The organism is Nonomuraea sp. NPDC049269 (assembly GCF_043197155.1).
GTDB lineage: Bacteria > Actinomycetota > Actinomycetes > Streptosporangiales > Streptosporangiaceae > Nonomuraea.
Genome location: NZ_JBICSO010000012.1, coordinates 310,644 through 336,298 on the forward strand (window position 1 = coordinate 310,644; position 25,655 = coordinate 336,298).

The 25,655-nt window shown below is 70.1% G+C and carries 21 protein-coding genes and 1 pseudogene; 8 read left to right on the top strand and 14 right to left on the bottom strand.

Annotated elements, in window-relative coordinates; translation table 11 throughout:
* Position 1: 1 nt before the first annotated feature.
* Positions 2-1,309, bottom strand: a complete 1,308-nt coding sequence (locus tag ACGFNP_RS53545; protein WP_393331737.1) for a cytochrome P450 — start codon at positions 1,307-1,309, stop codon at positions 2-4.
* A 204-nt stretch (positions 1,310-1,513) separates the two neighbouring features.
* Here ACGFNP_RS53545 and ACGFNP_RS53550 point away from each other — a divergent pair, with 204 nt between their 5' ends.
* Both ACGFNP_RS53550 and ppk2 read left to right on the top strand, forming a co-directional pair.
* The gene (locus ACGFNP_RS53550; protein ID WP_393331740.1) at positions 1,514-2,482 is read left to right on the top strand and encodes an acyl-CoA desaturase; all 969 of its coding nucleotides are present in this window, start codon (positions 1,514-1,516) and stop codon (positions 2,480-2,482) included.
* An 84-nt stretch (positions 2,483-2,566) separates the two neighbouring features.
* Complete coding sequence (ppk2, locus tag ACGFNP_RS53555) at positions 2,567-3,463, top strand: polyphosphate kinase 2 (RefSeq protein ID WP_393331743.1); 897 nt, start codon at positions 2,567-2,569, stop codon at positions 3,461-3,463.
* Positions 3,464-3,466: 3 nt separating this feature from the next.
* Here the strand turns inward: ppk2 and clpB are convergent, their stop codons facing one another.
* The 11 genes from clpB to ACGFNP_RS53610 form a co-directional block, all read right to left on the bottom strand.
* Positions 3,467-6,067, bottom strand: a complete 2,601-nt coding sequence (gene clpB / locus ACGFNP_RS53560) for an ATP-dependent chaperone ClpB (RefSeq protein WP_393331904.1) — start codon at positions 6,065-6,067, stop codon at positions 3,467-3,469.
* 53 nt (positions 6,068-6,120) lie between these two features.
* The gene (locus tag ACGFNP_RS53565; protein WP_358321557.1) at positions 6,121-6,414 is read right to left on the bottom strand and encodes a chaperone modulator CbpM; all 294 of its coding nucleotides are present in this window, start codon (positions 6,412-6,414) and stop codon (positions 6,121-6,123) included.
* Positions 6,411-7,346, bottom strand: coding sequence for a DnaJ C-terminal domain-containing protein (locus tag ACGFNP_RS53570; RefSeq protein WP_393331748.1), 936 nt, complete (start codon positions 7,344-7,346; stop codon positions 6,411-6,413). Before ACGFNP_RS53570 ends, ACGFNP_RS53565 begins: the two co-directional genes overlap by 4 nt.
* Positions 7,346-7,870, bottom strand: a complete 525-nt coding sequence (locus tag ACGFNP_RS53575) for a nucleotide exchange factor GrpE (protein ID WP_358321563.1) — start codon at positions 7,868-7,870, stop codon at positions 7,346-7,348. Before ACGFNP_RS53575 ends, ACGFNP_RS53570 begins: the two co-directional genes overlap by 1 nt.
* A 1-nt stretch (position 7,871) precedes the next feature.
* Positions 7,872-9,770 carry a molecular chaperone DnaK gene (gene dnaK, locus ACGFNP_RS53580; protein ID WP_393331751.1) on the bottom strand — a complete coding sequence of 633 codons (1,899 nt, stop codon included), beginning with the start codon at positions 9,768-9,770 and terminating at the stop codon, positions 7,872-7,874.
* Positions 9,771-9,782: 12 nt separating this feature from the next.
* A complete protein-coding gene (locus tag ACGFNP_RS53585) occupies positions 9,783-10,259 on the bottom strand; it encodes a general stress protein (protein ID WP_358321569.1) in 477 nt (158 codons plus the stop codon).
* Positions 10,260-10,349: 90 nt separating this feature from the next.
* Positions 10,350-12,944, bottom strand: a complete 2,595-nt coding sequence (locus tag ACGFNP_RS53590) for an AAA family ATPase (protein WP_358321571.1) — start codon at positions 12,942-12,944, stop codon at positions 10,350-10,352.
* A 113-nt stretch (positions 12,945-13,057) separates the two neighbouring features.
* Positions 13,058-14,341, bottom strand: coding sequence for an NAD(P)/FAD-dependent oxidoreductase (locus ACGFNP_RS53595; protein WP_393331755.1), 1,284 nt, complete (start codon positions 14,339-14,341; stop codon positions 13,058-13,060).
* Positions 14,338-15,078 (bottom strand): amino acid ABC transporter ATP-binding protein, encoded by a 741-nt coding sequence (locus ACGFNP_RS53600; protein WP_393331758.1) that lies wholly within the window; start codon positions 15,076-15,078, stop codon positions 14,338-14,340. Before ACGFNP_RS53600 ends, ACGFNP_RS53595 begins: the two co-directional genes overlap by 4 nt.
* A complete protein-coding gene (locus tag ACGFNP_RS53605) occupies positions 15,075-15,788 on the bottom strand; it encodes an amino acid ABC transporter permease (protein WP_358321580.1) in 714 nt (237 codons plus the stop codon). The genes ACGFNP_RS53600 and ACGFNP_RS53605 overlap by 4 nt, the downstream gene beginning before the upstream one ends.
* Before the next feature lie 14 nt (positions 15,789-15,802).
* The gene (locus ACGFNP_RS53610; protein WP_358321583.1) at positions 15,803-16,660 is read right to left on the bottom strand and encodes a transporter substrate-binding domain-containing protein; all 858 of its coding nucleotides are present in this window, start codon (positions 16,658-16,660) and stop codon (positions 15,803-15,805) included.
* 181 nt (positions 16,661-16,841) lie between these two features.
* Between ACGFNP_RS53610 and ACGFNP_RS53615 the strand changes: the two genes are divergently transcribed.
* The 6 genes and pseudogenes from ACGFNP_RS53615 (at position 16,842) to ACGFNP_RS53640 (ending at position 23,852) form a co-directional block, all read left to right on the top strand.
* A complete protein-coding gene (locus ACGFNP_RS53615; RefSeq protein WP_393331762.1) occupies positions 16,842-18,005 on the top strand; it encodes a CdaR family transcriptional regulator in 1,164 nt (387 codons plus the stop codon).
* A gap of 157 nt (positions 18,006-18,162) precedes the next feature.
* The gene (locus ACGFNP_RS53620) at positions 18,163-19,491 is read left to right on the top strand and encodes an MFS transporter (protein WP_393331765.1); all 1,329 of its coding nucleotides are present in this window, start codon (positions 18,163-18,165) and stop codon (positions 19,489-19,491) included.
* A gap of 62 nt (positions 19,492-19,553) precedes the next feature.
* A complete protein-coding gene (locus ACGFNP_RS53625; RefSeq protein WP_393331768.1) occupies positions 19,554-21,854 on the top strand; it encodes a family 43 glycosylhydrolase in 2,301 nt (766 codons plus the stop codon).
* Positions 21,855-21,981: 127 nt separating this feature from the next.
* Positions 21,982-22,089, top strand: a pseudogene (locus ACGFNP_RS53630) (transposase); the annotation flags it as partial.
* Positions 22,090-22,453: 364 nt separating this feature from the next.
* Positions 22,454-22,858 carry a RidA family protein gene (locus ACGFNP_RS53635; protein WP_358321595.1) on the top strand — a complete coding sequence of 135 codons (405 nt, stop codon included), beginning with the start codon at positions 22,454-22,456 and terminating at the stop codon, positions 22,856-22,858.
* 4 nt (positions 22,859-22,862) lie between these two features.
* On the top strand, positions 22,863-23,852 hold the full coding sequence (locus ACGFNP_RS53640) for a serine hydrolase domain-containing protein (RefSeq protein WP_393331772.1): 990 nt from the start codon (positions 22,863-22,865) through the stop codon (positions 23,850-23,852).
* Positions 23,853-23,923: 71 nt separating this feature from the next.
* Here ACGFNP_RS53640 and ACGFNP_RS53645 read toward each other — a convergent pair whose 3' ends face one another.
* Positions 23,924-24,421: a DUF4265 domain-containing protein gene (locus ACGFNP_RS53645; RefSeq protein ID WP_393331775.1), complete on the bottom strand. Its 498-nt coding sequence runs from the start codon at positions 24,419-24,421 to the stop codon at positions 23,924-23,926.
* 181 nt (positions 24,422-24,602) lie between these two features.
* Entirely contained in the window at positions 24,603-25,583 is a 981-nt protein-coding gene (locus tag ACGFNP_RS53650) for an ArsR/SmtB family transcription factor (protein WP_393331778.1), read from the bottom strand.
* Positions 25,584-25,655 lie beyond the last annotated feature (72 nt).

The window sequence follows — 25,655 nt, forward strand, 5'->3', positions numbered from 1 at the left end:
GTCAGCCTTCCTGGTCTTCGGGGCCGAGCCCGAGGACGAACCGGTCGGGGAAGATCCCGCCGGCGCGTTCGATCCGCCCTTCCGGTGGTGGGAGCAGGCGCACGCCGGGGCGCAGCAGCAGGCGGCGTACGGCTTCGCAGATCACGGCCTTTGCCGGATGCACGCCGAGGCAGGCGTGGTGGCCGTAACCGAAGAACTGGTGATGGTGGGCCGGCCGGTCGAGGCGGAACTCGTCGGGCTCGGCCACCACGTCGGCGTCGAACATGGCCGAGGCCGGCGCGGCGAGCACGAACGTGCCCGCGGGGATCACCGTGCGGCGCGGGGTGCCGGCGGCCAGCACGTAGTCGCGCTCGCACAGCCGGGGAAGCAGCTTGAAGAACGGATTGAACCGCAGCGCCTCCCATACATAAGGGTCGAAGCGCGCCGGGTCGAGGTCGCGGGCGGCCTCGACGGCCCGCGCCAGCACCTGCGGGCGCAGCAGCAGTTGCTCGACCGCCTCGACCATGGCGCCGGGCCCGCTCTCCACGAACCCCAGCGGCAGGCCGGCCATGTTGATCAGGATGCGCTCGTCGTCCAGGCCGATCCCGGCGGGCAGGGTGACGCCGGCGAGCCGGGTGAAGACGTTGTCGGGCAGCTCCTGTCTCGCCCGCAGCGCGGCCCGGTGGTCGGCGAGCCGGTCGCGCAGGTATGCGACCATCTCCGAGCCCGCGCGGGCCGACGCCGCCTGGATCTCCGGATCGCCCAGGAAGTTGGCGAAGCCGTCGGTGACGATGGCCCGCGTCCACCGCGACAGGGTCTGCGTGTCGGGGCCGGGGAAGCCGAAGTACTCCGCGGACACGCCCAGGGCGACGGCGCGGAACAGCCCGTGGACCGCTTCAATGCGGCCATCCGGCTGAGCGGCGACGAGCAGTTCGTCGGCGATGCTCCCGGCCAGCTCACGCACCCTGGCCACGTCGCGCGGGTCGAGCATGACCCGCATCAGCCCCTTGTCCCGCCAATTCATCGGGGTGGCGTCCCGGCCCAGCATGAACGGACCGCCCAGCGCGGCGTCGAGGCGCGGGCCGAAGGCGCGGACCGAGAAGACCTCCTCGCGGGAGAGCACCTCGGTGACGTCGGCGAAGCGGGTCACGATCGTGAAGACGGGGGTGACGAAGATGGGGCGCCGCTCGCGGAGCTCGGCGAACAGGTCCCGCCAGTCGGTCCGCATCCACTCCCGGACCAGGCCGATCGCGGACATCGGAGCACGGGCCAGCGCCTCGTCGTATCTCTCCAGATGGCCGCCCGTGGTCGTCCGATCGACAGCACCCATGCCGTAGGCCCTTTCGTCCGACGCCGGAGCGCGCAAAGATCATTACGCTGTGTAGCCACAACCTAGGCAGCCGATACCCATTTCTTGATGACTACCGTATGGAGTGTTTTGATTCCCCTCAGTGACGGGTTCGTCACTTCCAGGTCATTGCCGTGCTCTGGGCACGCGGCCGTTGAATGAGGAGCCGCATCGTCTTCGCCGATCATGGGAGATAGCGTGAACTCCTCACCCGTCCCGCAGCCGGACTCGGGCACGGCGGAGACGGTGACGGCCACCACCGGCCGCCGGACCGTCTACCTGATCGTCCTCGTGGTGCTCCCCGTGCTGCTCCCTGCGCTCGCCGTGCCCGCCGCCTGGGGATGGGGCATCGGCCCGCGCGACGTGGTGATCGCGGTGGTGATGTACCTGATCAGCATCTTCGGGATCGCCATCGGCTACCACCGGCTCTTCACCCATCGGGCCTTCAGGTGTCATCGGCCGCTGCGCATCGCCCTCATGCTGGCCGGCGGCATGGCGGTCGAGGGCCCGGTCACCCTGTGGGCGGCCGAACACCGCCGGCACCACAAGTACGCCGACCGCGACGGCGACCCGCACTCGCCATGGCGTTACGGCGACGACGGCCTGGCCCTGCTGCGCGGCATGGCGCACGCCCACATCGGCTGGTTCTACACCGCCCGTCAGCGCTCCAGCCGCCGGCACTGGGTGCCGGACCTGCTGGCCGACCCGGACGTACGGCGCTTCGACGCCGCCTATCCGGCCGTCGCGGCGCTGTCGTTCGCGCTGCCCACCGCGGTGGGCGGGCTGTGGTCGATGTCGTGGGCGGGCGCCTGGACCGCCTTCTTCTGGGGCGGGCTGGTCCGCTACGCCGTGGTCCACCACGTCACGTGGTCGGTCAACTCCATCGCGCACACCTTCGGCGATCGCCCGTTCCGGACCAGGGACCGCTCGTCGAACGTACGGTGGGTGGCGCTGCTGACGCTCGGCGAGGGCTGGCACAACTGGCACCACATGGAGCCGGCCTGCGCCCGGCACGGGGTGCTGCAGGGCCAGCTCGATCCCAGCGCCCGGCTGATCCGCTGGTTCGAGCTGGCGGGCTGGGCCTACGGCGTGCACTGGCCCGACCCCGGCCGCCTGGACGCGCGCCGTGTCGACCAGCGCGATCCACACCTGTGACGACCCGAGTGACCGCTGCTGAACACCACCTGAACGTCACTCGAAAACGGCATCGCCGGGCGAAATTTGGGCAAGTCGGGTGTCATGGAGCGGGTTTCTCTGCTGGACTCCACCCCCGGCCTGCTGGTGGACGACAGCGACGACGACGATCCGGTGCTACTGCGGCCGGACGGCAGCCGGGTCGACACCTGGCGCGAGCACTACCCCTACCCCGAGCGGATGCCGCGGGAGGACTACGACCACGACAAGCGGCTGCTGCAGATCGAGCTGCTGAAACTGCAGTACTGGGTCAAGGACACCGGGCAGCGCCTGGTCGTCCTGTTCGAGGGGCGTGACGCGGCGGGCAAGGGCGGCACGATCAAGCGGTTCATGGAGCACCTCAACCCACGCGGGGCCACCGTGGTCGCGCTGGAGAAGCCGTCCGAGCGCGAACGCACCCAGTGGTACCTCCAGCGCTACATCGCCCACCTGCCGTCCGCCGGGGAGATCGTGCTGTTCGACCGGTCCTGGTACAACCGGGGCGGGGTGGAGCGGGTGATGGGGTTCTGCACCGAGGCCGAGTGCCGGGAGTTCATGGTGCAGGTGCCGCAGTTCGAGCGGGCCCTGGTACGCGACGGCATCCACCTGGTCAAGCTGTGGTTCTCGGTGACGCGGTCGGAGCAGCGCACCCGCTTCATCATCAGGCAGGTGGATCCGGTGCGGCAGTGGAAGCTGTCGCCGATGGATCTGGCCTCGCTGGATCGGTGGGACGACTACACCAGCGCCAAGGAGGAGATGTTCCTCAACACCGACATCCGCGAGGCGCCGTGGACGGTCATCAAGAGCAACGACAAGAAACGGGGCCGCCTGGAGGCGATGCGCCACGTGCTGAACCTGTTCGACTACGACAACAAGGACCACGAGGTGGTCGGCGCCCCGGACCCGCTCATCGTCAGATCGGCCTCCGACATCTACGACGAGGACCACACCGCGGGAACGTAGGCGTCACCCCGCTCCGTGGAAGGTGACGTTCAGCTCGCCCTTGTCGACGTCGACCGTGATGGTCGAGCCTTCGGGGACGTCGCCGCTGAGCAGGGCGCGGCCGATCCGGGTCTCGACCTCGCGGGCGATGAAGCGGCGCAGCGGCCGGGCGCCGTAGACCGGGTCGTACCCCTGGTTGGCGATGAGCCGCCGCGCCTCGGCGGTGACCTCCAGGGTGAGACGCCGCTCGGCCAGCCGCTGCCGGATGTCATCGAACATCAGCTCGACGATCTGTTCGATCTCGGCCTCGGTCAGCGGCTTGAACAGCACGATGTCGTCGATCCTGTTGAGGAACTCCGGCCGGAAGTGCCGGCGCAGCTCCCCTATCACCCGCTCGCGCGCCTCGGGCTTGATCTCGCCGTCGGAGGTGACCCCGTCGAGCAGGTACTGCGAGCCGATGTTGGAGGTCATGATGACCACGGTGTTGCGGAAGTCGACCGTGCGGCCCTGCGCGTCGGTCAGCCGCCCGTCGTCGAGGACCTGCAGCAGCGTGTTGAACACGTCCGCGTGCGCCTTCTCGATCTCGTCGAACAGCACCACCGAGTACGGCTTGCGGCGCACCGCCTCCGTCAGCTGGCCGCCCTCCTCGTAGCCGATGTAGCCAGGAGGCGCGCCGACCAGGCGGCTGACCGTGTGGCGCTCCTGGTACTCGCTCATGTCGATGCGGATCATGTTGTCCTCGGTGTCGAACAGCGCGGCCGCGAGCGACTTGGCCAGCTCGGTCTTGCCGACTCCGGTCGGCCCGAGGAAGAGGAAGGATCCGATGGGGCGCCGGGGGTCCTTGATGCCGGATCGGGCACGGATGACGGCGTCGGCCACCAGCCGCACCGCCTCCTCCTGGCCGATGACCCGCTCGTGCAGGATCTCGTCCAGCCTGAGCAGTTTGTCGCGCTCGGCTTCCTGCAGCCGGCTCACGGGGATGCCGGTCCAGCGCGAGACGATGGAGGCGATCTCCTCCTCGGTCACGACCTCGCGCAGCAGCCGGTGCCCGCTCTGCCGGCTGCCCAGCCGTTCCTCCTCGGCACGGAGCCGGCGTTCCAGTTCGGGGAGCCTGCCGTGGCGGAGTTCGGCGGCGCGGTTGAGGTCGTAGTCGCGTTCGGCCTGCTCCGCCTCCCGGCGTACGGTCTCCAGTTCCTGCCGCAGGCCCTGCACCTTGCGCAGGGCCGAACGCTCCGCCTCCCACTGCGCCCGGGTGGCGCCGGCCTGGGCGCGCAGGTCGGCCAGCTCTTTGCGGAGATCGGCGAGGCGGGCCTGGCTCGCGGGGTCCTCCTCCTTGGCCAGCGCGGCCTCCTCGATCTCCAGCCGCATCACCCGCCGGGTCAGCTCGTCGAGCTCGGCGGGCATGGAGTCGATCTCGGTACGGAGCATCGCGCACGCCTCGTCGACCAGGTCGATGGCCTTGTCCGGCAGGAACCGGTCGGCGATGTAGCGGTGGCTGAGCTTCACCGCGGCGACGAGCGCGCTGTCCTGGATCTTCACGCCGTGGAAGATCTCCAGCCGCTCGCGCAGCCCGCGCAGGATCGAGATGGCGTCCTCGACGGAGGGCTCTTCGACGAGGACGGGCTGGAAGCGCCGCTCCAGGGCCGCGTCCTTCTCGATGTGCTGGCGGTACTCCTCGATCGTGGTCGCGCCGATCATGTGCAGCTCGCCGCGCGCGAGCATCGGCTTGAGCATGTTGCCGGCGTCCATGGCGCCTTCGGCCGCCCCGGCGCCGACCACCGTGTGAAGCTCGTCGACGAACAGGATGATCCGGCCCTCCGCGCTCTTCACCTCGTTCAGCACCGCCTTGAGGCGTTCCTCGAACTCCCCTCGGTACTTGGCGCCGGCCACGAGCGAGCCCATGTCCAGGCTGAAGACGGTCTTGTCGCGCAGCCCCTCGGGGACGTCTCCGTGAGCGATCCGCTGGGCGAGGCCCTCGACGATGGCCGTCTTGCCGACCCCGGGGTCACCGATCAGGACGGGGTTGTTCTTGGTCTTGCGGGAGAGGATCTGGATCACGCGGCGGATCTCGGTGTCGCGGCCGACCACCGGGTCGAGTTTGTCCGCGCGGGCTTCGGCCACCAGGTCGCGCCCGTACTTCTCCAGCGCCTCGTAGGCCGCTTCGGGCATGGCCGAGGTGACCCGCTGGTTGCCCCGGACGGCCGTGAGTGCCTGGAGGAAGCGGTCCCGGGTCAGTCCCTGGCCGTGCAGCAGCCGGCCCGCCGGGGTCGCGCTGCCCTCCTCGATCAGGGCCAGCAGCAGGTGCTCGACCGAGACGTACTCGTCCTTGAGCCGCTTCGCCTCCCGGTCGGCGGTGTCGAGCAGCCGGGACAGCCGCTGGGTGACGAAGACCTGGCCGGGTGTGGTGCCCGGCCCGCTGACCTTGGGCCGATGGGACAGGTCCGCCTCCAGGTCGGCGCGCAGGCTCTTCGGGTCGGCCCCGGCCATCTCCATCAGCCGGGGCGCGAGCCCCTCCGGCTGTTCGAGCAGAGCCAGCAGGAGGTGCTCGGCGTCGACCTCGGTGTGCCCGTGACGCAGGGCCTTGGTCTGGGCGTCGTGCAGGGCCTCCTGCGATTTCTGGGTCATCCGGTTCGGGTCCACTCCACTCTCCTCAATGTCGTCTCCTCAATGTCGTCCCCTTAGTGTCGTGTGGACAGGCTCCGCAGGGTCGTCTCCAGTTCCTCGATCCGGTCGAGGAGGTCGATCACCAGGCCGATGGCGGCGTAGTTGAGCGACAGGCCCGTGTGCAGCCGCTGGATCCTGGCCGCCAAGGCCACCTGGGCGGGCGGGAAGCACAGCTCCCCCTTGGCGTCCCTGACCGGTTCGAGCAGGCCCAGCGCCACGAGCCGGCGGACGGCCTCCGGGTGCAGCCCGGTCGTGTGCGCGAAGGAGTTCAGGTCCAGCAGCACCGGCCGTACGAGTGCGTAGGTCATGAACTCCCCCTCGGGTCGAAGGCCGAGACGGCGGCGAGCTGCTCGAACAGGCGCCGCTCTTCATCGGTGAGCCGGGCCGGCACCATGATCCGCACCTCGGCGAAGAAGTCGCCAGGGCCGCCGCGCGGGCTGGGCATGCCCCGGCCGCGCAGCCGCAGGCGGCGGCCGGTCGAGGTGCCCGGCGGCACCTTGAGTTTGGCCTCGCCGCCCGGCGTGTCGATGGCGACCGTGGCGCCCAGCGCGGCCTCCCAAGGGGCGAGCGGCAGGACGGCGTGGATGTCGCGGCCCTCCACGCGGTAGCGGGGATGCTCGGCGATCCGCGCGATGAGGTAGAGGTCGCCGCGTTTCGCGCCCTCGCTTCCGTGCCCGCCTTGGCCGGCGAGCCTGATGCGCTGCCCGTTCGTGACCCCCGGGGGGATCGTGACGTCCAGCCGCCGGCCGCCGGGCATCGTGATCGTACGACGCCCGCCCTGGTAGGCCTCCTCGACGGTGAGCGTCAGCTCCGCCTCCTGGTCGGCGCCGGGCACGGGCCCCCAGCCCCGCCTGCCGCGGCCGCCGAACATGCCGCCGAGCAGGTCCTCGAGGTCGATGCCCTCCTCGGTGCCGAACCCGAAGTCCTGGGTCCCCGGATGGACGCCCCGGCCCGCGCGTGCCCCGCCGCCGGACCTGGCCCGCGCCCACTGCGCGGGGTCCACGTCGGGCGGCACCTGGCGGAAATCATGCCCGAACGCGTCGTAGCGGCGGCGCGTGCCGGGGTCGGAGAGTACGGAGTACGCCTCCGAGATCTCCTTGAACCGGTCCTCCGCGCCGGGATCCTTGTTGACGTCGGGATGGTGGGCGCGGACGAGTTTGCGATAAGCCCGCTGGATCTCGTCCTGGTCGGCCTTCCTGTCGACGCCGAGCACTTCGTAGAAGTCCCGCCGGGCCGCCATCACTCCGCCTTCTTCGCGACGACCACGACCGCGGGCCGGAGCTGCCGCAGATCGTCGCCGTAGCCCGGACGGACCACCTGCACGACGGTGCCCGGCGCGACGTCGTCCCGTTCGACGGTGGCCACCGCCTCGTGGTGAACGGGATCGAACGGCACGCCGGTCTCGTCGTGGCGGGCGTAGCCCAGGCGGGACAGCACCGCGAGAGCCTGGTCGCGCACGGCCCGTACGCCTTCGACTATCGCGCGCGCGTCTCCTTCCTGACCGGCCGCGTGGCCCAGCGCGAGCTCCAGGTTGTCCAGGACGGGCAGCCACTCGGCCGCCACCCTGTCGCGCTCCTCGGCCCGCAGCCGTTCGGTGTCCCGGGCGATGCGTTTGCGCACGTTGTCCAGCTCGGCGACCGAACGCAGCCACCGGTCCTCCAGCTCCGCGAGCTTGGCGTCGGTCTCCTCGGGCGCGTCCGCCACCGCATCCGCGGGCGCGCCCGGCGCCTCGGCCTCGTCCGTCCTGTCTTCGCGGCCGTTCATGTCACTCCGAGTCGGACGTGGTGAACTCGGCGTCGATCACGTCCTCGTCGCCACCGGCGGCGCCCTCCGTCCTTCCCTGTGGTGGCACGCCGGGCCGGCCCTCCTGCCGGCTGGTGGCCGCGAGCCCGTGGAAGACCTGCTGGAGTTCGCCGCTGAGCGACCGCAACCGATCGGTCGGCACCTCCTCCTTGATCGCCTGCCGAGCCTCCTGGACGAGCTGCTCCCCACGCGCCTTCTCGTGTACGGGGACGGCGTCGCCGAGCTCCTGGAGACGGCGTTCCACCTGGTAGGCGATCGAGTCCAGCTCGTTGCGCGCGTCGATCGTCTCCCGGATCCTGGCGTCCTCGCCGCGGTTGCGCTCGGCGTCGGCGACCATCCGCTCGATCTCCTGCTTGTCCAGGTTGGAGCTCTCGCTGATGGTGATCCGCTGCTCGGCGCCGGTGTCCTTGTCACGCGCGGTGACGTTGAGTATGCCGTTGGCGTCGATGTCGAAGGTGACCTCGATCTGCGGCTCTCCCCGCGGCGCGGGCCGGATGTTCTCCAGCCGGAAGCGCCCGAGCACCCGGTTGTCGGCCGCCCGCTCGCGCTCCCCCTGCAGGATCACGATGTCGACGGCGCCCTGGTTGTCGTCGGCCGTGCTGAACGTCTCGGTCCTGCGGGCCGGGATCGTCGTGTTGCGCTCGATGACCTTCGTCATGACGCCGCCGAGCGTCTCGACGCCCAGCGAGAGAGGCGTGACGTCGAGCAGCACGACGTCCTCGACCTCACCCTTGAGGATGCCCGCCTGGATCGCCGCGCCGATGGCCACGACCTCGTCCGGGTTCACCGTCATGTTGGGGTCCTTGCCGCCGGTGAGCCTGCGCACCAGGTTCTGCACGGCGGGGATCCGGGTCGACCCGCCGACGAGGATCACCTCGTCGATGTCGGCGGGCCTGAGCTTGGCGTCCTCCATCGCCTGCTCGACCGGGTGAACGCAGCGCTCCACCAGGTCGGCGGTGATCTGGTCGAACGTGGAGCGCATGAGCGTGGTGTTGAGGTGCTTGGGCCCCGAGGCGTCCGCCGTGATGAACGGCAGGCTGATCGTGGTCTGGGTCACCGAGGAGAGCTCCACCTTGGCCTTCTCCGCCGCTTCGAAGAGCCGCTGCAGGGCCTGCGGATCCTTGCGCAGGTCGATGCCCTGCTCCTTCTGGAACTCGTCGGCCAGGTAGTCGACGATGCGCCGGTCGAAGTCGTCGCCGCCCAGGTGTCCGTCGCCGGAGGTCGAACGTACCTCGACGACCCCGTCACCGATGTCCAGGACGCTGACGTCGAAGGTGCCGCCGCCCAGGTCGAAGACCAGCACGGTCTCGTTGGCCTTCTTGTCCAGCCCGTAGGCCAGCGCGGCGGCGGTCGGCTCGTTGATGATCCGCAGGACCTCCAGCCCCGCGATGCGCCCCGCGTCCTTGGTCGCCTGGCGCTGGGCGTCGTTGAAGTAGGCCGGGACGGTGATGACGGCCTCGGTCACCTTCTCGCCGAGGTACTTCGCCGCGTCGGCGGCGAGCTTTCTCAGCACGAGGGCCGAGACCTCCTCCGGAGCGTACTGTTTGTCGCCGACCTGGAAGCGTACGGCTCCGTCGGGCCCCTCCACCACGTCGAAGGAGACCGCGTGGAGCTCGCTCTCGACCTCGTTGTAGCGGCGGCCGATGAAGCGCTTGGCGGAGTAGATCGTCCCTTTCGGGTTGAGGATGGCCTGCCGGCGGGCCAGCAGGCCCACCAGTCGCTCGCCCTGGTCGGTGAACGCGACCACCGACGGCGTCGTCCGGGAGCCCTCCGCGTTGGGAATCACCGTGGGAACGCCGTCCTCCGTGGCGGCGATCACCGAGTTGGTCGTACCGAGATCGATGCCGACTGCTTTCGCCATGGCGAGCTCCCCCTAGCCCGTTGATTTTCCGATCTGTCCGAGAAGTTCCTGGGCTCTGGGCACAAGTTCGGACTCGACGAGGACCTCGTACTTGTCGGCGACCAGACCGCTCTCCGAGACGAAGTCCCGCCGTCCGCCGTGTACCGAGTGCGAGATCAAGCCGTAGATCGCACCGGCGATCGCTCCCCAGATCAGCCCCCACAGCACCACGGCGATGGTCATCCTGGGCGAGAAGATCCCCAGGAACAGGCCGATGAGCACGCCGAACCAGGCGCCGGACGCGGCGCCCAGCCCGATCGCGCGCAGGTAGGTCATGCGCGAGACCACTTGCTCCACGGAGCGCAGACCCACGCCGACGATCAGGGTTCCCTGTACGTGGAATCCATGGTCGGACAGGAAGTCGACGGCCTTCTCGGCCTCTTGATATGTCGGGTAACTGGCGACCGGCACCCGGTTCGCCGTGATGGGACCATGTGGTGCTAGAGACACGGCTCCTCCTTGTTCAGGCGCGATACCTCTGCGTACGCTTCCGAGGCTCCACCGCGTGTCCGCGCGCCACATCCCCCAGACGTGTAGTCATCAGGTTTCCGCCCCTCCCTGCGTCATCACGAGACGGGCGAGCTCGACGCGGGAGTTGATCTGCAGCTTGCGGTAGACGTGCCGCAGATGGAAGGCCACCGTGTGCACGCTGATGAAGCTCTGCTCGGCGATCTGCCGGTTCGTCCATCCGTCGGCGACGAGCAGCGAGATGTTGCGCTCGGTCTCGGTGAGGCTCTCCCAACCGGTGACCGGCCGTTGGGCGTAGCTCCAGTGGCGGTGGCGTACGCCCATGCCGCGCAGCCTCCGGCGCACGCGCGCCGAGTCCCTGGCGGATCCGAGGTCCTGGTAGATCGCGAGCGCGCGATCCAGGTGGCCGGCCGCGTCGTCGTGCCGACCGGCCGCGACGAGCAGCACGCCGAGATCCTCCGCGGCCGAGGCCCGAGCCCATGCGTCGTCCGTCTGCTCGGCGGCCCGGGCGAGGGAGTCGCCGTCACCGTCGAGCAGGCCCCGGGCGTGCGCGGCCGAGGCGACCAGCAGGGCGAACTCCGGATTGGCCCGGCTGAGCGCCTCCGCGGTGGCCACGACGGCCTCGGCCGCCGGGCGGTCGTCCGTGGCCAGTGCGATACGGACCATCCACGCGCCCGCCGAGGGCTCCATGGTGAGCATCGAACGCTGCCGCGCGCGTGGGCCGGGAAGTCCCGCGAGCAGCGTCATCGCGCTCAGCGGGCCGTCGCGGACCTCCGCGACCTGCGCGGTCAGCAGGGCGTGCCGTGTCTGCCCGTCAAGTGGGCCACCGGCCCCCTCCATGACGTACCGGGTCGCCGCCCGCAGGTCGCCGCGCCGCAGCGCGACGGTGGCCAGGACGGCGTTGGCCCCCATGACGGACAGCGGTGTGCCCAGGGCGGTGGCCAGGTCAAGGGCTCGCTCCGCCTCAGTGACGGCGTTGTCGAACCGGCCCGCGGCGAGCTCGGCCCGGGCCTCCAGCGCGGAGACGTCCGCGAGCCAGGCCAGATGGCCGTGGGCGGACATGTCCGCCCGAGCCTCCCGGAGGATCGCCAGCGCCTCGTCGAGGCGGTGAATGTCCATGAGCAGCGCGGCGGAGACGAGCAGCGCGTCGTAGCGATGCACTCCTGACTCGTCCGTGCCGGCCAGCCGGCGAGCGTCCTCGGCGAACGCCAGCGCGGTGGACAGCCGCCCCTCGTCCCACTCGGTCACCGCGAGCGCGACCAGGGCCGCGACCGTGGCCCCCGGACCGTGCCGGGCGGCCCCTTCCATGACCTCGTGCGCGTACGCCCGCACCGAGTTCCCGGCATCCGGCCGGTGTGCCAGGGCGTACAGCCGGACCAGGATCGCCCGATCGCGTACCTGGCCGGGCAGGTCCGGTACGGCCAGCACCGTCTCGGCCTCCCGCAGGGCCTCCTCGATCCGGCCGGTCAGATACAGGATGTCGGAGAGAACGCCACGCAGTTCCACCACGCCGTTCACCGACTCGCTGTCGGCGAGGCTCTCCTTGACCAGTTGCTCGGCCTCCTGCAGCCGGCCCTCGGCGATCGCCGCGTCCAGGAGGGCCACGACGTGGCCGAGGCCGGCGCCGGCCGGTGGCCGGGCCGGTTGGGTCCGCGTGCGGACGCCGAACTGGTCCAGTAGCGCGTGCCGTACCGGCCGCGGGATCCGCGTGGCGATCACGAGCCTGACCAGCTCGTGGCGGAAGGTGAGGCCGTGCGCGTCGGCGGTCAGGATGCCCGCCGCCATGGACTCCTCGACCAGGGGAAGCAACGCGGCAGGGGTGATGCCCAGCAGGGACGCGGCCTGTTCCGGCGAGAACGAGCGGCCGAGAACGGCGACGGTCTCCACCAGGTTCCTGGCGCCGGTGCTGAGGGTGTCGGTCCAGCGCCGCACGACCATCCGCAGCCGGTGGGGAACATGCGCGTGCGGCAGGCCGGCACCGTCGATCAACGCTCCCAGCAGCCCTTCGTCCCGGAGTCCCGCGAGCAGTTCGTTGATCAGCAGCGGATTGCCGCCGGCGGCGCCCACCACCCAGGCCAGCGTCCCCGGGTCGGGCGGCACCCCGAGCGCCTCCGTCATCAGCCCGGCGGCCGCCTGCGGGGAGAGCGGCTCGAGTTCGACCCGGGCGGCGCCTTCCCGCTCCAGGAGGTCGAACAGGAAAGCGGCCCGGCCGTGCTCCAGGACGGTCGAGCGGCTGAGCAGCCAGCCGATGGGCCGGGGTGCGAGCACGTGGTGGAGGGCGCGCAGCACCATGAGCGTCATCGGATCGGCCCCGTGCAGATCGTCGAGCACGGCCAGCGTCGGCCGGGTGGCCCGTTCCTCGAAGCCCGCCCTCAGCCGTTCGAGGGTCCGGGTGCGCGAGGCGCCGGCATCATCGCCGGCCGCCGGCTCGAAGCGCAGATCGAGCGCCTGGAACAGCATGCCGCACGGGATCAGCTCGCCCATGTCCTCCGGGCTGCCGCGGACCACGGTGAGGTGGCGTCCGGCCGCGGCGGCGGCGGCTTCGGCGAGCAGGCGCGTCCGCCCGGCTCCGGGCTCGCCGTCCACCAGCAGGGTCCCGCCCGCGCCTCCTTCGACCGTGCACAGCAGGCTGTCGACGTGACGCCATTCCCGTTCGCGCTCCCACATCTCATATCCCCTGAATGCATGGCTTTCCGGGCAGAGACCCATGAACCTCATGCCGGGGGAGATCTTTCGGACCGCAGTCCGAGGAGTGCGGTCTGGGGGGTGCGGCGCGTTCGCTATCGCCGGGCGGTGCGGAGGGGTGGACGGTCGGCGCGGAAGGCTGCGAGCCCGGCCGGGCGGCGGCCGGTGACGACGTAGTCGGCCATCGCCCGGCCGCTCGCCGGGGCGAGGGTGATGCCGAGCATCCCGTGCCCGGTGGCCGCGTAGGCGTTGGGAGTGCCGGGAACCCGGTCGAGCACGGGCAGCCCGTCGGGGAGCATGGGCCGCCCGCCCACCCAGGGGTCGCGGATGAGCGCCATCAGGTCGTCGGGGGTGTCGTACCACGGGCCGAGGTAGTCGCGGCTGGCACGGGCGATGGCCACCACGCGCCGCCAGTCGAGGCGCCGGTTGTTGCCGCTGAGCTCCATCGTCCCGGCGATGCGGGTGCTCCCCGCGATGGGCGAGACCGCGACGTGCTTGTCCCCGAGGTACATGGGGTGCTCGGGGGCGGGGTCGAGGTCGACCGAGAAGCTGTAGCCCTTGCCCGCCTGCAGCGGCATCCGCATGCCCAGGCCGCGCAGCAGATCCGCCGACCAGGACCCGGCGGCCACCACCACGGCGGAGCAGTCGAGATCGCCCTCGGGCAGGCGCAGCGCGGCCACCTGACCGCCGCGCACGCGGAACCCCCGCACGGCCGTGTGCTCGGTGATGCGCACCCCGGCCTTGCGCAGGTGGCCGGCGAGCGACTCGACGAAGGCCGTCGGGTCGAGCACGCCCTCCCCGCGCACGCGGTAGCCCGCCGTGACCTTGCCGCCGAGCGCGGGATCGAGGTCCAGCAGGTCCCTGCCGGTGAGGATGTCGGCGGGCACGTCGTACCCGGCCCACGTCATGGCGCGCTGGGTGCGGTGGAAGCGCGTGGCCTCCTCCATCGAGGTGAAGGCGTGTACCAGGCCGGGCCGGGTCAGGGTCGTGTCGACCCCGGCCGCCGCCAGCTCGCCGTAGCGGTCGAAGGCGGGCTCGGCGAAGCGGGCGACGGCGGCGTACCCCCGCTCGAACGCCTGTCTGGTGCTGCTGCGCCGGAACATCAGCAGCCAGCGGGCGAACGCCAGCGTCGCCTGTGGCCGTACGTACAACGGAGAGTCAGGTCGGCCGAGCGAGCTGACGGCGTACCGGACGACGCCGGGCGCGGGCACCGGCGCGGAGTGGCTCAGGCAGACCCAGCCCGCGTTGCCGCGCGAGGAGCCGCCACCGACGGGACCCCTGTCGACGACGTGCACCTCCATGCCCTGCCGGCGCAGGTAGAAGGCGGTGCAGAGGCCGACCGCGCCGCCGCCGATCACGACCACGGGCGGCGCGCTCACCGTGCCAGCCCGTAGGACGTGAGGAAGGCTCTCGTCCGTGCCTCCCGAGGGTCGTCGAGCACCTTCTGCGGCGGCCCCTCCTCCACGATGCGGCCCCGGTCGAGGAAGGCCACCCAGTCGGAGATCTCCCTGGCGAAGGGCACCTCGTGCGTGACGATCAGCATGGTCATGCCGTCGTCGGCGAGGGTGCGCATGACGCGCAGCACCTCGCCGGTCGACTCGGGGTCGAGGGCCGAGGTGGGCTCGTCGAACAGCAGCACCGCGGGCTTGAGCGCGAGCGCCCTGGCGATGGCGACCCGCTGCTGCTCGCCGCCGGACATCTGCCCGGGGAAGGCCAGCGCGCGGTGCGCCAGTCCCACCCTGCGCAGCAGGTGTACGGCCGTCGCCACCGCCTCGTCCTCGCCGATGCCGGCCGCCTTCATCTGCGCGAGCACCACGTTCTCCACGGCCGTCAGGTGCGGGAAGAGATGGAAGCGCTGGAAGACCATGCCGACGCGCTGGCGCAGCCTCGCCAGGTCGCCGGCCGCCGGGTGGATCCGCTCGCCGGCCAGCTCGATGATGCCCGCGTCCGGTCGTTCCAGCAGGTTGACGCAGCGCAGCAGCGTGCTCTTGCCGCCGCCGCTCTGGCCCAGGATGCTCACGATGTCGCCCGGCCGCACCTCCAGGCCGACGTCGTCGAGCACCCGGCGGCCGTCGAAGGACTTGATCAGCCCGTCGATTCTCACGAGCGGTGTCATGAACCCTCTCCCAGCAGTGCGCGGGCCTTGCGCAGGCGGCGCCGCCTGCCCATGAGCAGCGGCGAGCCCGCCCTGACCCGCCGTTCCAGCCAGAGCAGCGCCTGCGACAGCGGATAGCAGAGCGCGAAGTAGATCGCCGCGATGACGAGGTAGACCTCCAGCGCCCTGAACGTGTCCGACGTGATGAGCTGCGCCTGGGTCATGAGCTCGGCCGCCGAGATCGTCACCAGCAGCGAGGTGGACTTCAGCAGGTCCACCAGCATGGTGTTGGTGCCGGGCAGGGCGAGCCTGAGCGCCTGCGGGAAGATCACGTGGGTGAACGTGCCGAGCGGGCTCATGCCCAGAGCCTGGGCGCTCTCCCGCTGGCCGCCGTCCACCCCGGCGAGCGCGGACCGGAAGATCTCCGACAGGTAGGCGGCGTAGAAGACCACCAGGCTGAGCGCGCCCGCCTCGATCGCGCCCAGCCGCACGCCGATCGAGGTCAGCCCGAAGTAGGTGACGAAGATGATCGCCAGCAACGGGATGTTCTTGAAGACCTCGGTGTAGATCGAGGCGGGCAAACGCACCAGGCGCGACCCGCTCAGCCGCATGAGCGCGAGGAGCAGCCCGAGCACGACCGCTCCCGCGAAGCCCAGTGCCGCGTACTCCACGGTGCGCAGCAACCCCTGCAGGAGCGCGTCGGTGTAGTCCGACCAGGGAACCTTGAACACGTCGCGCCTCCGTCTTACAGGCTGGGGGGCTGCCAGCCGGCCGGGCGGTCGACACCGCGCCGCTGCTGGGCCATCCAGGGTGAGGGCTTGAGGAACTGCTGGGCGTCGCCGCCGTACTTCTTGATCAGCGCGGCCATCTCGCCGTTGGCGTACATGCCTCTGATCGCCTGGGAGACGGCCTGCTCCAGCTTGGGCTCCTCCTTGGGGATGTAGAAGCTGGTCATGTACGGCCGCAGGTACTCGTACGCCGCCTGCTTCTTGACCTCGTCGTCGGTCGGCGCGGTGAGGTAGCGGGTGCTGAACCGCATGTCAGGGCGCTTCTGCTGGGTGTAGATGATCAGCAGCGGATCGAGGAAGCCCACCTGGATACGGCCGGCGGACAGGTCGTTGAAGACGCCCTGCGCGTCGGGGTAGGCGTGCAGCTTGGCTCCGGGGATGGCCTGGATCGACTTCACCCAGACGTAGCCGGTCACGGTGCCGAGCGGGAGTCCTTCGAGGTTGGCGACCGTGGTGTACTGCTTGTCGCCGTGCACCGCCATCGCCGGCGGCGAGTAGTAGGGCGGGTCGGTGAACAGGCCCTGCGCCTGCCGCTCCTTCGACCAGGCGATGCCGCCGATGGAGATGTCGACCCGGCGGGCCTGCACGTTGCCGAGCATCCCGCTGAAGTCGGTGACCTGGGGTTCGATCTTCAGGTTCAGCTTCTTCGCGACAGCCTGGAGGATCTCGCTGTCGATGCCGACGAGGTCCTGGCCGCGGACCGCGGTGTAGGGCATGTACGGCTGGACGGCGACCTTGAGCACGCCCGGTTCGATGGTGTTGTAGGAGTTCTCGATGGGTTTGTCAGATCCACACCCTGCCAGGGCGGTAATCATGATCAATGCGACTATAACGCCGCTTTTCCGCCTCATGGCGACCTCTTTCCGATATATCCCCCAGAACTCGTATTGCGCCCACCGTAGACGAGCTTCACTCGCACGTCATTGGACGATAAATTCATAGTTAGCGGCCTATTTCGGCGCGTTATCGTACGATCCGCACGATAGAGGTGGATGTATGTCCCAGCCCTGGCCACCGGTCCTTACGCCCACGCTCGCCCAGGGGATCGCCGGTGACACCAGCGACATCATCGGCTTCAACGTGCTGATCACCGATCCGGACGGCGTGGTCATCGGCAGCGGCGACACCCGCCGCATCGGCTCGTTCCATGAGGCGTCGGTGGAGGTCATGCGCACCCTGAAGTCCGCGGCGCACTCCGCGGAACAGGCCCGCCGGCTGCAGGGGGTACGGCCCGGCATCACGCTGCCGATCATCATCGACGGCCGGGCGCTGGGCACGGTCGGCATCACCGGCTCCCCCGCCCGGGTCCAGCGATTCGGGCTGGTGGTCAAGCGGCAGACGGAGATCATGCTGCAGGAGTCGATGCGGCTGCGCTCCCGGCTGGTGCTGGAGCGGACGGTGGAGGACCTGCTCCGCGACATCGCGCAGTTCGACCCCGATGTGATCAATCCCGAAGATCTCGTCGCGCGGGCCGGCGAGCTCGGCTACAACCTGCGGGCGGAGCGGACCGCGGTGATCATCGACGTCGGTGAGGGCGCGCCGAGCCCCGACGGATCGGGCACCCGGTCGATGCTGCTCCGGGCCATCCGCGAGACGTTCTCCGGCTCCCAGGACCTCGTCGCCGCGATGACCTCCAGCCGGTTCGCCGCGCTCCCCCGCCGGCCCGCCGGCACCGATCTGCGATCGCTCTGCCTGCCGCTCGCCGACCACATCCGCCAGCGGATCGGGCTCCGGGTCGCGATCGGCCTCGGCGTCGCGGCCGACTCGGTCCCCGGGCTGCACGACTCCTACCAGGACGCGGCCACCGCGCTGCGCCTCGGGCCGCGCGTCCAGGCCGACGCGCAGGTCCACTCCATCGGCGACCTGCGGGTCCACCAGTTGCTGGCCGCCGTGCCACGCAGGGCACGCTCGCGCTTCGCCGGGTTCTCCATCGCCGGGCTGCGAGCCCGCCCCGACTGGCCGGTGCTGCGCCAGACCGTCATCGCGTACTGCGAGAGCGGCTGCAACCTCGTCCGGGCCGCGGCCGCGCTGAACATCCACCGCAACACGCTGCTCTACCGCCTGGACAAGATCTCCCAGTTGTCCGGCCGGCCGGCCGACGATCACCGGGCCCGCCTGGCTCTGTACCTGGCCTGCGTGGCCGACCAGATAGAGCCCTGAGCGAGGGATCGGTCCGTGCCTGGACGGTATGCCCCCACTCGTGAGCGATGACCAGATACACCCACGCGTCGCCGGAGCGATAACCGCTCTTCAGGAGGGCGGGAGCTTGCCGGAGCGGGAGTAGCCGCCGACGATCTTGCGCCGGGAATATCTGCCGTTGAAGAAATCTCCCCAATGCCGCGTCCAGAACCGGTTGACTTCGGTGGTCGCCGTTCAGGGGTTCCATTCCGTCCCACGACCGCCAGGAGAGACGATTCTCATCGATGTCAAGGCCCTCGCCAACGCCCGGTTCCGGCTGCTCCTGCTGAGCCAGACGGCCTCGGTGATGGGCGAGCAGATGCTCGCCGTCGCGATCACCGTTTCGGTGCTCGGCGCCGGAGGTGACGCCTCGACACTCGGACTGGTGCTCGCCGTCCGCGGCGTCGCCCTGGTGATCTTCCTGCCGATCGGCGGCGTGTGGGCCGACCGGCTGCCGCGACGGCGGATCATGCTGGCCGCGTACGGGGTCCTGGCCGTCGTGGTCGCCGCGCTGGCGCTGGCTCCCGGCCTGCCGATCTGGACCGCCGCGGTGGTCATCTTCATCGCCGGAGTCACCGAGGCGTTCATCCGGCCCGCCTTCAACGCGATACTCCGAGGCGTCCTCGCGGAGGACGAACGGATGTCCGGCCGGTCCCTGATCGCGGTCTCGATCCGTACCGGCATCATGGTGGGGCCCGCCCTGTGCGTGGCGTTGGTCGCCGCCACCGGGACGCGCGCCGCCTACGGGATCACCGTGGCCGTGTTCGCGGTGACGGCCGTGGTGTTCTGGCGGATCAGGGAGCCGCGCTGGACTCCCGCGCCCCACGCCTCGTTCGCCGACGACATCAGGACCGGCGTGGCCGAGGCGCGGCGGCGTCCCTGGGTGCTGGCCATACTGATCTTCTCGTCCGTCAGCCTCATGTTCGTCCTGGCGCCGGTCCAGGTCCTGCTGCCGGTCGTGAGCACGACGAGGTTCGGGTCGCCCGCCGTGTACGGTCTCGCCCTCACGTGTTACGGCGTCGGCGGCCTCATCGGCGGGCTGATCACGATGGCGTGGCGGCCCAGAGCCGTCGGGGTGCTGGCCATGGTGTCCATGGCGCTGTACGCCGCGGCGCCGCTCTCGCTCCTGCTCGCCACCTCTCCGCTCCCCATCCTCGCCGCGTACGTGATCGCCGGAGCGGGCATCGAGATCTACGCCATCCACTGGGAGGTGGCCCTGCAGCGGGCCATCCCGGACCAGCTCATCGGACGGATGACCTCCTTCGCCTGGCTGTGCGGCTTTGGCCTGCTGCCCTTCGGCCAGGCGCTGACCGGGCCGTTGTCGGAGCTGACGAACACGGCGACCGTCCTCGCCGTGGCGGCGGGCATCGTGCTCATCGTGCCGCCCGCTCTCCTCCTGGTCAGGGGAATGCCCCATCTTCATGAGCCCGGCCTGAAAGACGAGCCGGTATCCGAGGACGCGGGTTGACCTGAATTGCTTATTTTTCCGGATTATTGACGGAAAAATTAGGCGTGGACAGACTCTGCGGCATGCCCCTCACCCATGATCCTTTGTCACGGCTCAGCCGGGTCCTCGGCGTCTCCGCCCTGCTGTCCGGGCTGGTCATCGGCCCACCGGCGGCGGCGCAGGCGCCGAGCACGTACGCCAACCCGGTGTCGGCGGGGGTGGTCGACACCTTCCCCGACCCGACGATGATCCACGGCAAGGACGGGTTCTGGTATGCCTACGGCACCCAGAACCCGGTGTTCAACAGCAAGGGCGAGGACGGCGAGCGCATTCTGCCGATCCTGCGCTCCCGGGACATGGTGCGCTGGGAGTACGCCGGGCAGGTCTTCACCCCGGAGACCCAGCCCGCCTGGCACAACGCCGCGCGACTCTGGGCGCCGGACATCAGGTACATCAACGGCAAGTACTACCTCTACTACTCGGTGTCCCCCAACGGCGGTGATCTCGGACTGGCGACGGCACCGACGCCGACCGGGCCGTGGACCGACGCGGGCGACGTGCTGCCGTCCTCGACCGGCTGTCCCACGGGCAACATCGACCAGGCGCAGTTCACCGACATCGACGGCACCCCGTACATGTACTGGGGAAGCTACGACATCATCTGCGTCGCGAAGATGAACGCCGACGCCACCCGCATCGAGGGCGCGGCGACCCAGGTGGCCAGGGGGCGCCGGATGGAAGGCGCGTACGTCGTCCGGCACGGCGCCTTCTACTACCTGTTCTACTCAGACGCCGGCTGCTGCCAGGGCTCCTACAGCGGCTACCAGGTCAAGGCCGGCCGGGCCACCAGCCCGTGGGGCCCGTTCGTGGACGACGAGGGCGTCGACCTGATGGACCTGACCAGCAAGGGCGCCATCGTGGTCGGTGCCAACGGCAACCGCTGGACCGGGCCGGGCCACAGCGGCTTCCAGACCGACCTGTCCGGCCAGGACTGGCTCGTCTACCACGGCATCTCGAAGGACGACCCCGACTTCCCGCCGATCGGCGGCGGGCGGCTCGCGGGCCTGAGCAAGCGCCCGCTGCTGATCGACCGGCTGGACTGGATCGACGGCTGGCCGGTGGTACGCGCCGGAGCCGGCCCCTCCGAAGGCGACCAGCCCGCGCCGGTGACCTCCTTCGACGCCGGCGGCACGTTCAACAACGGCTCCCTGACCGGCTGGCGAGCCGCGCGAGACTGGTCTGTCCGAACCGACCAGGACGCGCGCGGGTACGCGAGCCACACCGGAAGCACCACCTACCTGGTGACCGTGAAGAAGGCACCCACCGCCGACGTGCGGGCGCAGGCGGACCTGCGCGTCACCTCCGGCGCCGCCGGCCTCACCTTCGCCCATGTCAACCGCGAGAACAACGTGGTGGCCTGGCTGGACCGGGACCGCCGCGCGCTGGTCACCGACGTGCTCATCGGCGGCAGGAGCCGCGGCAGGTCGGTGACGGCGCTGCCGGCCGGGTTCGACTTCGGCGCCTGGCACAGCGTGGTGGCCGAGCTGCGCGGCACCGAGCTGACCGTCCAGGTGAGCGAGGACCGGCTCGGCGACCCGGTCGCCGAGCAGACCCGCCGCCTGCCGGCGGCCGCGGCCCGCCACGGCGCGGTCGGCTCGGTCGCGCGCGGCAGCGCCGATGCCGACAACGTCGGGGCCGCGAAGCTGCACACCCCCGTCACCGAACGAGTGCCCGACCCCCAGCCGGGTGATCTGCTGCCCGCCTACAGCGACGAGTTCGACGGCGACACCGTCCCCGGCTCGCCTTGGCAGTGGGTACGCGGCCCGGCGGCCGGCGTCACCATGACCGGCGGCGCGCTGTCCTGGCCGACCCAGAACGCCGAGCTGTTCCAGGGCACCAACACCGCGTCGGTGCTGCTGCGGGACGCGCCGGAAGGCGACTACACGGTGGAGACGAAGATCGACTTCGCGCCCACTCAGTCCTCCCAGCAGGCCGGGATCCTGCTGTACGAGAATGACGACCGCTACTTCAAGATGGTGCACTCGGTGGTCCCGCTGCAGCGGGGCAACGGGGCGGTGGTCCAGCTCAGCGAGTTCGCCAAGGAAGGGGAACGGCCGACGACCACCCCGCCGACCGCGGTCTTCAACGGCCCGATGTTCGGCGGGCCGACCGCCGACACGATGTGGCTGCGGCTGTCCCATCACGCCGACACCGCACACGGCGAGACCGAGGTACGCGCCGCGACCAGCAGGGACGGCGCGCACTGGGTGTACAACGGCGTGTGGACGCTGCCGACCAAGGACCGGCTCAAGATCGGCCTGGTCTCGATGAACAGGTCAGGCGCAGTGGCACGGTTCGACTACGTCAGGACCTATGGCGGCTGACCCGGCGGGGTCTCTCAGCTGACGGTCACCTTGATCTCCGCGAACTGGTCGGCGGAGCTGGAGATCTTCCCCCCGTTCCGCCATCCGCTGATCCGTTCGGCGTTCTTCAGCTGACCGCCCCGGGCCCACGACCGATCTGCGGCAGGCCAACGCGATCCCTTACGTGGCCCGCGCCGGCATCGCCTGGCGCCACCTGCCGCACGGCTTCCCGGCCCACACCACCGTGTACGGGTAGTTCAACGGCACAGCCGGGGAAAGCCCGCAAACGGACTTTGGCAGAGCGCCGGTGACCGCCGTGAAGAACCGGATCTGCCGGCTCGGTTCGCCTCCCATGCACCGCTCGCCGAACCCAAGCGGCTCTTCTATGGTTCGGATGCCGCCGGTTACCCCGATTACCCGCCGAAACGGGACCGAACCACGGCCAGACCGGGCCGCATCGGAAGCGAACCGCTCGGCCAGCCCGGCATGGCGGTCTCGCCTGCGGCGATCAGCTCGAGGATGGATGTCCGGGGCTCAGGGCCTGGCGCGGCCTGACCACGAGATCACCGGTGATTTTAAATCGATGTACACCTCGCCGGGCGCGCTTCAATAATGGGCCGGTGATCGAAAAGGTCAATCCGTCGACGGTTCATGAACCGGCCGGCTACAGCCATGTGACCATCTCCAACGCCGACCGGCTCGCGCACCTGGCCGGCCAGTGTCCGCTCGACCTCTCCGGCCAGGTGGTCGGCGCCCCCGGTGATTTCACCGCGCAGACCGAGCAGGTAGTCACGAACTGCCTTGCGGTATTGGCGGCGGCCGGCGCCACCCCCGCCGACGTGGTCCGGTCGGTGATCTACGTGGTGAGCCCGGACAGCGACATCCTGTCCGCGGTGTGGTGGCAGCTCAAGGCATCACCACTGGCTGAAGCCTTCACCACCGCCAGCACACTGCTAGGAGTGGCGTCGCTTGGCTACCGAGAACAACTCATCGAGATCGACCTCACCGCGGCATTGTCGGCCTGAATCGATGCCATCGAACCCCGACCGAACCCCTGCGACGCGGCTTCGTGACCGTACCGCCGCTCTGACCAGGATGGCCGGCTACGGCGCCCACGACCCGCTCATGGTCGGCGTGCAACAGGACAGCGCACCGCCTGTCTTCCTGACCAGTGGACGGACCGCGGCCGGGGAGCCGTTTGCCGCCGGCACGATCGTCTACACCGCATCGCTGTCCAAACAGATCACGGCCGCCTGCGCGGCTCTACTTGTGCGACAGGGCCGACTGGACACCGAATCGACTTTGGCGCAGTGGATGCCCGAGCTCCCCACGTGGGCGGGCACCGTACGCCTGCGCCATCTGATCTCCCACACGAGCGGCCTGCCCGAGGGCGTCGAATTCGACGATCTCCATCGCGCGAAGCTCGACCGCACCACCGCCGGCGTCGTCCGCGCACTTCTCCCGCTCGACCACCTCGTCAGCGCACCGGGGACCGAATACCGCTACTGCAATGTCGGCTACGTCTGCCTGGCCGTCATCATCGAACGCGCGACGGGCCGGCCGCTGCCCGACTTCGCCCGCGAGCACGTGTTCGCCCCGCTCGGGATGGCCGACAGCCGGTACTGGTCCGGCCCGGCCCCGCATCCGCCCGGAGCCACACCCCTCGACCCGCACTACCCGGCACCGCTGTCCCTCGGCGACGGCGGGGTCTGGTCCACCGCCCCGGACCTCATCCGCTGGAACCAGGCCCTGGAACGCGACGAGCTGGGCGTCTCCGCGCTCCTGCAGACACCCGGCCACCTGGACGACGGCACGCGGCTCGACTACGCGTGGGCCCTCGGCGTCCGTGAGCACGCAGGCCGGCGGATCTACCGGCACGGCGGCAGGTGGGCCGGGCTGAGCACGCAACTCGTCCGCCTCGCCGATCAGTGCTCCAGTTTCGTCATCATCGCCCTGGACGACGACGAGGCCCGCACGGCCACTCTGGCCACAGCCATGATCGAAGAACTCACCACCTAGAGTCGTCGCGAATCTCATCAGAGGGCGGTACGGCACGAGGTCCACAGCCCGGCCATGCGTGACCGTAACGGCTACTCCATCGCTCGCCACTCTGGAGTGACACAGCCCTCTTCGTAGTGCCACCGGCCCTCTTCCGCGCCTTGGATCACGAACCGCTTCACCGCAGATATCTCAGCCGCTGAAGGAACGTTCAACGCGACCAGTCCGAACTGCTCTATCCCCTCGCCCTCAATCCCGAACGGCGCGAAGGCGTCCAGCACCGCTTGACGCACCTCGACTTGATGACCGCCTTCTGCTGGGATGATCCGAATCGTGCAGTTGCCGGAGTACTCCACGGCCTGCTTCACCCACAGCACCCCGTCCTCATCAGGCGCAACCACGACAACATCGCCGAGCGCAAAGCCACGGGCGAAAAACGGGGTATTACCCAACCGGACGCGATCGTTACCGACCCGGACCGCCCACAAACGCTCGGTCCGCGCAGGAGGCCACCCGTCCTCGGGTTCAAGGTCGAACACCACTCGCACCCAGTCAACGTCAGGGTCCCGCTCCGGATTGTTCTCGGTCACCCGCACAGGATGGCAGATTCATCCGCCAGGCCTGCGCTTGACAAAGTGCAGAGCAACTTCGAGAAACGTAAAGTATCCATCGGCACCTGCGCTCGCGGGGACTGTACGGTGGTTTTCTGCGACAGAGCCATTTACTGGACAGTCCCGCTGACGCCTCAAAAAACAGTGCTGATCTGAGCCCTCAGCCCGAACCGGCGACCAGCGCCTGGCCGAGCGGGGTGCGCCGGTAGAGCACCGACCGTCCGGACCGGGCGCGGACGAGCAGTCCCGCGCCTCGCAGGATGGCGAGGTGGTCTCCTACCGCGCCGGGTGCCATGGCAAGGCTTCGGGCGAGGTGGCTGGTACTGGCCGGGGCGTCCAGCGCCAACAGCAGCCGGGCTCGGGACCGGCCGACCAGAGCGGTCAGGGCGTCCGGTCGGGGGACGGTCTCCTGTTCGCCCCACAGGGCGGCGGTGCCGCGGGCAGGATAGATCAAGGTCCTGGGCCAGGGGTCTTCCAGGTGGGCGGCGATATTCGCGACGAAGACCGAAGGGATCAGCAGGAGCCCGTCGCCGGCGAGGCGGACTGTTCCGACTTGGGGGAAGTGGCCGATCTCGATACCGCCGGCTTGCCAGGCGATGCTCGGGTGCAGGCTCTCGATGGTCGTGACCCATCCGTGTTCGCCGATCACACCCACCCGATGCACGACGTCGCGCTCACAGATCGCGCGCAGTTGCGGCCAGTCCGTGGCGAGCAGCTCGTACCACGCCTGGTCCATCGCCTCGGCGATCCTGGAGGCGGCGTCCGTCGAGTCCAGCACTGCGCGTACGCGGGGATCGCGGGCGGACGGGCCGGTCGCGTTGGTGGCGAATTCGTGGCGGGCCGCTTCCAGCGGTGTGGCCCGGATCATGGCCAGGTCGTCTGCCCAGGTCTGGTTGAGGCCGCGCGGGGGTGGGGCGACGAAGTTCGGTCCGGATTGGGGGCTGTGCAGGGCGAGGACGGCGTTCAGTTCGGTCTCGCGGCGAAGCCGTTCGAAGGCCGGCAGGAGCCGGGTGGCCCAGGCTCGCGGCAGTGGCCGGTCTTGGCCGGCGAGCGAGCGCAGCAGGAAGCAGAGGTCCATCGCGGGGGAGAGTGCGAAGCGGCTGCGCAGCAGGGCCTCGACGGAGACTTCGAAGCGGAGCACCCTGCGACGTTACCGCAGGACGTCCGTTCCGATTCGTCGAGCGACGAATCATTGTTGGGTGGGGTGGGCGCA

Bases quoted from the DNA above. Each gene is read 5' to 3' on its own strand.
- ACGFNP_RS53615 (WP_393331762.1), top strand. From the start codon at position 16,842: ATGTCCCAGCCCTGGCCACCGGTCCTTACGCCCACGCTCGCCCAGGGG.
- ACGFNP_RS53600 (WP_393331758.1), bottom strand. From the start codon at position 15,078: ATGACACCGCTCGTGAGAATCGACGGGCTGATCAAGTCCTTCGACGGC.
- dnaK (WP_393331751.1), bottom strand. From the start codon at position 9,770: ATGGCGAAAGCAGTCGGCATCGATCTCGGTACGACCAACTCGGTGATC.
- ACGFNP_RS53640 (WP_393331772.1), top strand. From the start codon at position 22,863: ATGCCATCGAACCCCGACCGAACCCCTGCGACGCGGCTTCGTGACCGT.
- ACGFNP_RS53625 (WP_393331768.1), top strand. From the start codon at position 19,554: ATGCCCCTCACCCATGATCCTTTGTCACGGCTCAGCCGGGTCCTCGGC.
- ACGFNP_RS53545 (WP_393331737.1), bottom strand. From the start codon at position 1,309: ATGGGTGCTGTCGATCGGACGACCACGGGCGGCCATCTGGAGAGATAC.
- ACGFNP_RS53575 (WP_358321563.1), bottom strand. From the start codon at position 7,870: ATGAACGGCCGCGAAGACAGGACGGACGAGGCCGAGGCGCCGGGCGCG.
- ACGFNP_RS53590 (WP_358321571.1), bottom strand. From the start codon at position 12,944: ATGTGGGAGCGCGAACGGGAATGGCGTCACGTCGACAGCCTGCTGTGC.
- ACGFNP_RS53565 (WP_358321557.1), bottom strand. From the start codon at position 6,414: ATGACCTACGCACTCGTACGGCCGGTGCTGCTGGACCTGAACTCCTTC.
- clpB (WP_393331904.1), bottom strand. From the start codon at position 6,067: ATGACCCAGAAATCGCAGGAGGCCCTGCACGACGCCCAGACCAAGGCC.
- ACGFNP_RS53550 (WP_393331740.1), top strand. From the start codon at position 1,514: ATGGGAGATAGCGTGAACTCCTCACCCGTCCCGCAGCCGGACTCGGGC.
- ACGFNP_RS53570 (WP_393331748.1), bottom strand. From the start codon at position 7,346: ATGGCGGCCCGGCGGGACTTCTACGAAGTGCTCGGCGTCGACAGGAAG.
- ppk2 (WP_393331743.1), top strand. From the start codon at position 2,567: ATGGAGCGGGTTTCTCTGCTGGACTCCACCCCCGGCCTGCTGGTGGAC.
- ACGFNP_RS53610 (WP_358321583.1), bottom strand. From the start codon at position 16,660: ATGATTACCGCCCTGGCAGGGTGTGGATCTGACAAACCCATCGAGAAC.